The sequence below is a fragment of the Waterburya agarophytonicola KI4 genome, from assembly GCF_020640915.1.
GTDB classification, from domain to species: Bacteria; Cyanobacteriota; Cyanobacteriia; order Cyanobacteriales; family Xenococcaceae; genus Waterburya; species Waterburya agarophytonicola.
This window is the reverse complement of sequence record NZ_JADWDC010000125.1, coordinates 1-4,769: the sequence shown is the minus strand read 5'-3', so window position 1 is coordinate 4,769 and position 4,769 is coordinate 1. Positions and strand designations below refer to the sequence as shown.

Annotated in this window: 10 protein-coding genes; 5 read left to right on the top strand and 5 right to left on the bottom strand. The window is 38.1% G+C overall.

Annotation, left to right across the window (positions count from 1 at the left end):
• The 3 genes from I4641_RS23225 to I4641_RS23215 all read left to right on the top strand — a co-directional run.
• Positions 1-199, top strand: a 199-nt coding sequence (locus I4641_RS23225) for a D-Ala-D-Ala carboxypeptidase family metallohydrolase (protein ID WP_229642960.1), incomplete at its 5' end; no start/stop codon positions are given.
• Positions 200-248: 49 nt separating this feature from the next.
• Entirely contained in the window at positions 249-584 is a 336-nt protein-coding gene (locus tag I4641_RS23220; protein ID WP_229642959.1) for a hypothetical protein, read from the top strand.
• Positions 581-898, top strand: coding sequence for a hypothetical protein (locus tag I4641_RS23215; RefSeq protein WP_229642739.1), 318 nt, complete (start codon positions 581-583; stop codon positions 896-898). Before I4641_RS23220 ends, I4641_RS23215 begins: the two co-directional genes overlap by 4 nt.
• Positions 899-921: 23 nt before the next feature.
• On the opposite strand, the gene I4641_RS23210 is transcribed toward I4641_RS23215, so the two are convergent.
• The 4 genes from I4641_RS23210 to I4641_RS23200 form a co-directional block, all read right to left on the bottom strand.
• Positions 922-1,662 carry a response regulator gene (locus I4641_RS23210; protein WP_229642958.1) on the bottom strand — a complete coding sequence of 247 codons (741 nt, stop codon included), beginning with the start codon at positions 1,660-1,662 and terminating at the stop codon, positions 922-924.
• Positions 1,663-1,811: 149 nt separating this feature from the next.
• Positions 1,812-1,934: a hypothetical protein gene (locus I4641_RS24010; RefSeq protein WP_263858331.1), complete on the bottom strand. Its 123-nt coding sequence runs from the start codon at positions 1,932-1,934 to the stop codon at positions 1,812-1,814.
• A 4-nt stretch (positions 1,935-1,938) separates the two neighbouring features.
• Positions 1,939-2,157 (bottom strand): DUF8630 family protein, encoded by a 219-nt coding sequence (locus tag I4641_RS23205; protein WP_229642957.1) that lies wholly within the window; start codon positions 2,155-2,157, stop codon positions 1,939-1,941.
• 89 nt (positions 2,158-2,246) lie between these two features.
• A complete protein-coding gene (locus tag I4641_RS23200) occupies positions 2,247-3,281 on the bottom strand; it encodes an NAD(P)/FAD-dependent oxidoreductase (protein WP_229642956.1) in 1,035 nt (344 codons plus the stop codon).
• Positions 3,282-3,532: 251 nt separating this feature from the next.
• Here I4641_RS23200 and I4641_RS23195 point away from each other — a divergent pair, with 251 nt between their 5' ends.
• On the top strand, positions 3,533-4,129 hold the full coding sequence (locus tag I4641_RS23195) for a lysozyme (protein ID WP_229642955.1): 597 nt from the start codon (positions 3,533-3,535) through the stop codon (positions 4,127-4,129).
• Between the two features lie 121 nt (positions 4,130-4,250).
• Positions 4,251-4,460: a hypothetical protein gene (locus I4641_RS23190; protein ID WP_229642954.1), complete on the top strand. Its 210-nt coding sequence runs from the start codon at positions 4,251-4,253 to the stop codon at positions 4,458-4,460.
• Between the two features lie 20 nt (positions 4,461-4,480).
• Here I4641_RS23190 and I4641_RS23185 read toward each other — a convergent pair whose 3' ends face one another.
• A complete protein-coding gene (locus I4641_RS23185; RefSeq protein WP_229642953.1) occupies positions 4,481-4,687 on the bottom strand; it encodes a hypothetical protein in 207 nt (68 codons plus the stop codon).
• Positions 4,688-4,769: the final 82 nt, after the last annotated feature.

The following is a 4,769-nucleotide window of genomic DNA, read 5'->3' as shown; positions in this document are numbered from 1 at the left end:
GAGAACTCATATGACATTTTATCTGTTAATCAACCTCAAAATCAACACCCTACGTCCCAGGCATATTAATAGTCGGGTGGGTGGCTCAAAGTATTCCCGTCATCAATACGGCGATGCGGTGGATATTCGCTCTGATTATTTTTCAGCTTTTCAAATTCACAAGATACTCGATCGCCTTCACTTAGAGGGGGGGGGCTAGGTCGTTACTACAGCTTTGTTCATATTGACTTTAGGGGGGAAGTAGTCCGATGGTACGGCTAAATAGTTCACCCACGCCTTGCTTTTGGAACTGTATCGGCATTGCGATCGCTATTTTTTCCGTTGGTGCATGTTGGTCGATGATTCGAGCCAACGGAGTAGAGATCGAAGCTGCTCACTACAAGTTAAAAACTACCAACGCATTAACCAAAGTGCAAAAAGTCTCTGACGAATTGAAAGAAGATGTCGAACTTTTACCGATCGCTTCACCGAAACGCCAAGCTTTGCAGCAAGAATTACTCGAATCAGACGAAATTCTAGGGCAAGCTCAACAACAAATCGACTCAACAACTAAGCAGTTAATCGATACAGAATCAGAAAAATGAAAATTGTCCACACTATATCTAAGGCTAAGTTCAAGGTGTCTACTCCAGATGTAGCGGGTAGTGAATTAGAACTTGATTTTAACCCCATCATTGAGCAATTTTCTCTTAGCGGGAGTTTTACTTTGATTCACTGGCAAGCTCGACCCAAAGGTCATAGAGAGTTTGGTATCTATCACAGTGATAATAATAGCTATAGATGTTTGGAAAATACCCCCAAAGCTTACTATGGCAGCGTGGAATTGTTGATGCTAGACGATAGTCAGAATAATACAATTCCTAGTGCGGTAATTCTCCATCGTGGCAATTTGAGATAAATTGGGGATTCAAGCTAGAATACCTACTTTACCAAACCCGCTCTTAATGCTCTTACCGCAGCTTGAGTTCGGTCGTCGGCGCATAATTTATTCAGAATGTGGCAAACATGAGTTTTGACTGTTCCTACGGTAATATACAGCCTTTCCGATATATCTGCATTGCTACAGCCTGCAACAATCAACTCTAAAACTTCTAGCTCTCTATCTGTTAAGGGATAAGTTTCAATCAGTTGTTGATATTCTTCTGCTACAGCAGTAATCGATTGAGTGTCGTCTACTTCAACCGTGGCATTATTAGAAGTATTAGTCGGCTTGATACTATTAGTAGATTGAGCTTGTTTTAACACAATACGAGCGATCGCAGGATCGATCCAAGCATTTCCTTCGTGGGTGTTGCGAATAGCTTCAACTAAGTTATCCATACTCACATCTTTCAAACTATAAGAATCCGCCCCAGCAGCAAAAGCAGCCATTACAGAGTTTTCACTATCGTGCATAGTCAGCATCAAAATTTTAGTTTTGAAATCGGGATTTTTTGCCTGATATTCTTTAATGAGCTGGGTAACTTCAATCCCATCAATATCTGGCAAACCAATATCAACCAAGGCAACATCGGGCTGATGAGTTTTAATTTTGCTGACACCATCCTTGCCATTAGCAGCACTATCGAGAATCTCGACATCGTTGTATTGTTTTAATGCTGCACACAAACCAATGCGACTTAAATCGTGGTCTTCAATTAAAACAACGCTAACTTTACTCATCTTTACTAACAATAAAAGTATTAACTAGACTAACTTCTTTACTTAATATATAAACTATCCAACATTCAGGTTGTGCGAGCCATCAATCTTAAGATGTATATCATTGAGATTAGTTAAAAAAGTCTTTATTTAAAACAACTTGTAGCGAATCAATTGAATTGCGATCGCCTATTTTCATCAAAGATAAAGCTTTTGGCTCGGAGTTTGTCTGCTTTATCGCCATAAAAGACCATATGCTCGCCATTACTAGCGGTATTGGGCTTATTAGTCATTTTTCTATGATTGGGCAGTCAAATTAGCCTGTTGTTCGCGAATCCTTGCTAATTTAGCATCAATATCAGCAAGTTGTGGTTCTAACTTTGCCATAGTTGCTTTTTTAGAAAGTTTGGCTTTTTTTGCCGCTTCTAAGGTTTCGTCGACCAAACGCTCGCGATATTTTTCAAACTCAACAATTAATTCTGCAAGTTCTGCTGCGGTTGCGGGAGTATCTGCCATGATTCTTAAAATCGATTAAATTAGTGTTGTTATGGTTATTTTGATCGTGTTATCAATTTTCTCAGATTGTCAGCCAACAGTAAACTCAGTTAAGAAATTTTCGATGCGATCGCATTAGCAGCAGAACTTGCAGAATTAATTGTTGAGTTTGAAAAATATCGCGAGCGTTTGGTCGACGAAACCTTAGAAGCGGCAAAAAAAGCCAAACAGGGTCGATCATAGAGTGTTTTGGGCAAACTATAACGCCAACGGTGTACTTGATATTGAATGATGTCAGAATTCAACCAAGGCGATCCAGCAGCAAATAACGTTCTGGCAATATCTGCGTCGCTATTATCCCAATGAGTTTCACTAAAATTAGGAGTAGCCTGGAGAGTCACCCCATAACCATGAGGAGAAATACCTTTTTGATAATTGTCAGCCAGCCAAATCAACGACTCATCTTCTACTGCGATACCTCCAGGTTCGGGAATTTTACTGGGTTTTGCGAGTAAAGCTAAAACGGCAATGCAAGGATGATAACTAACTTCTTCTAAGGATTTTCTGATATCTGGGGGTAAAGTTATTTTAGAATTATCTAACAAAGCCAGAGATTGAGGTATGGGAGGAGTCATGACTAAAATATCTCCGCGTATTTTTTGCTTGTCTTCTGTCTCCACTAACCACTGGCGATCGTAGTATAGTTTTGTTACTTTGATGCTAGTGCGAACATCTAAATCTCTCCCTAAATATTTAGCAATACCGCGAGTCCCATTAACTCCACAATAACGCGGTTTGCCGTCCAATTCACCACATATAAAGCGGTTTTCTTGAGGAAATCCCTCACTCCATTGTTTGATAATGCCTTGTTGCAACCAATCATCTACCCAAGTTTGAAAGTTGAGATGTTTGACACTGAAATATTGCGTTCCATAATCAAAAATTCCCTCAACAGATTCTGAATATTTAATCCGACGAGTCGCCAAACGTCCGCCAATTCCTCTCCCTTTATCTAACACAATTACTTTCATTTTTTGGCGTTGCAATAAAGTAGCTGCAATTAAGCCTGAAATTCCCCCACCAATAACAATACAAGAAGAATTTTGGGTTATTTTTTGGGTTAAAAGATCGCCTTTTTGAGACATTTATTTTAATTGATTGGAGGTTGGAAAATAGATCGTCATTGATTATTTTAGAGATCTACACAGCATTTTGTTTTGTATTTTTAGTTTCCTAAAAATTATCTAGTTTTAGATAAAATCGGCTAGTTAGTTTTAAGTAAATATACTTAAGCAAAGATAATTCAGTAAAATTCCCTATGTTTTTCAAGTCTGATTCTATTAATAAACTTTTTCTCTCATCATTAACCTTATTATTATCTTCAAACTCTTTTCTGTTGAGCATTGACAGCTCTCATGCTAGTCAATTAAATCAGCAAAATAAGCAGTTAAAAACAGATCGAACTACTGCTAATAATATAAAACATATTATTGCTTCAAACAAAGTTAATCCCTCCAATCACAAGGTTTTAGCTTCTACCCTAAGTTTAATCAAGCAACACGAAGGTTTTCGTGCTTATGCTTATATTGATACCAGTGGTTTACCCGTAATTGGTTACGGACAGTCTAGGATAAATGGCAAAAAGGTGAGAATGGGTCAATATATTACTCAAGCTCAGGCTGATGCTACTTTAGAGAGAGAAATATATCATATTCAAAGTTTAATCTTGGCTAATGTTAGAGTCGAACTAACTCCCCATCAATTAGGCGCATTGACTTCTCTGGTCTACAACGCGGGGATGAAACTAATTAAGCAAAGTACTCTAAGTAGAAAACTCAATGCAGGAGATTATCAAGGTGCTGCTCGTGAATTTCCTCGCTGGAATAAAGCCAATCAAGGGGGGCGGTTGGTCGCTTTACCTGGTTTAACTAAGCGTCGAATTGCCGAACAGAATATGTTTTTAACTCCTTATATTTCTATTTCTTCCCAATAAATAGAATCAATGTTGGGAGTGGTTCAACCTAAAACCATTGCAATTAAGTATTTTTACTCGTGACAATTTCTCGATCAATCGACAATAATGAAAGCCCAAATTTATTAAGAGCGATCGCTGAATGTCTGGAAACATTGTTACTTGGTATTGGACAATCTATTTTATGGTTTTTGTCTATTGGCTGATGCTATTTTATCAAGACGACAGTACTCCCAACAACGATCTAATCTCCTGGGCTTTTTTATTTTTGACTCCCCTATTTTGGCCGATTGTTTTACCTGTATCTAGCTGGGAATTAAGTCGAAAAGCTCTAAGTAATATTTTGATTTAATTCTGCAAAACCACTCTAGACTATAGTTGTGGCTCTATTCTATCTTGGGGAATTTCTGGAGATATATTGCCTCGATTAGTTTTAGGCTGTAGTTTGGGGTCAATTTTTAATTGATAACCCATCTTTTCAAACTGTTGGACAAACTGAGTCTGCTCATATCTCTTAGCTGATTTATTGCCAGCTTTGCTAGAAGAGCGTATTTTTTTGAGTTTAGCGTTTTTACCCATAGTCTTAATTCCACAACCAATATTATTATGAACTACCCCAGCTCATAGGAGGATGCCCTAAAGGATACACCTTCGGATAGGG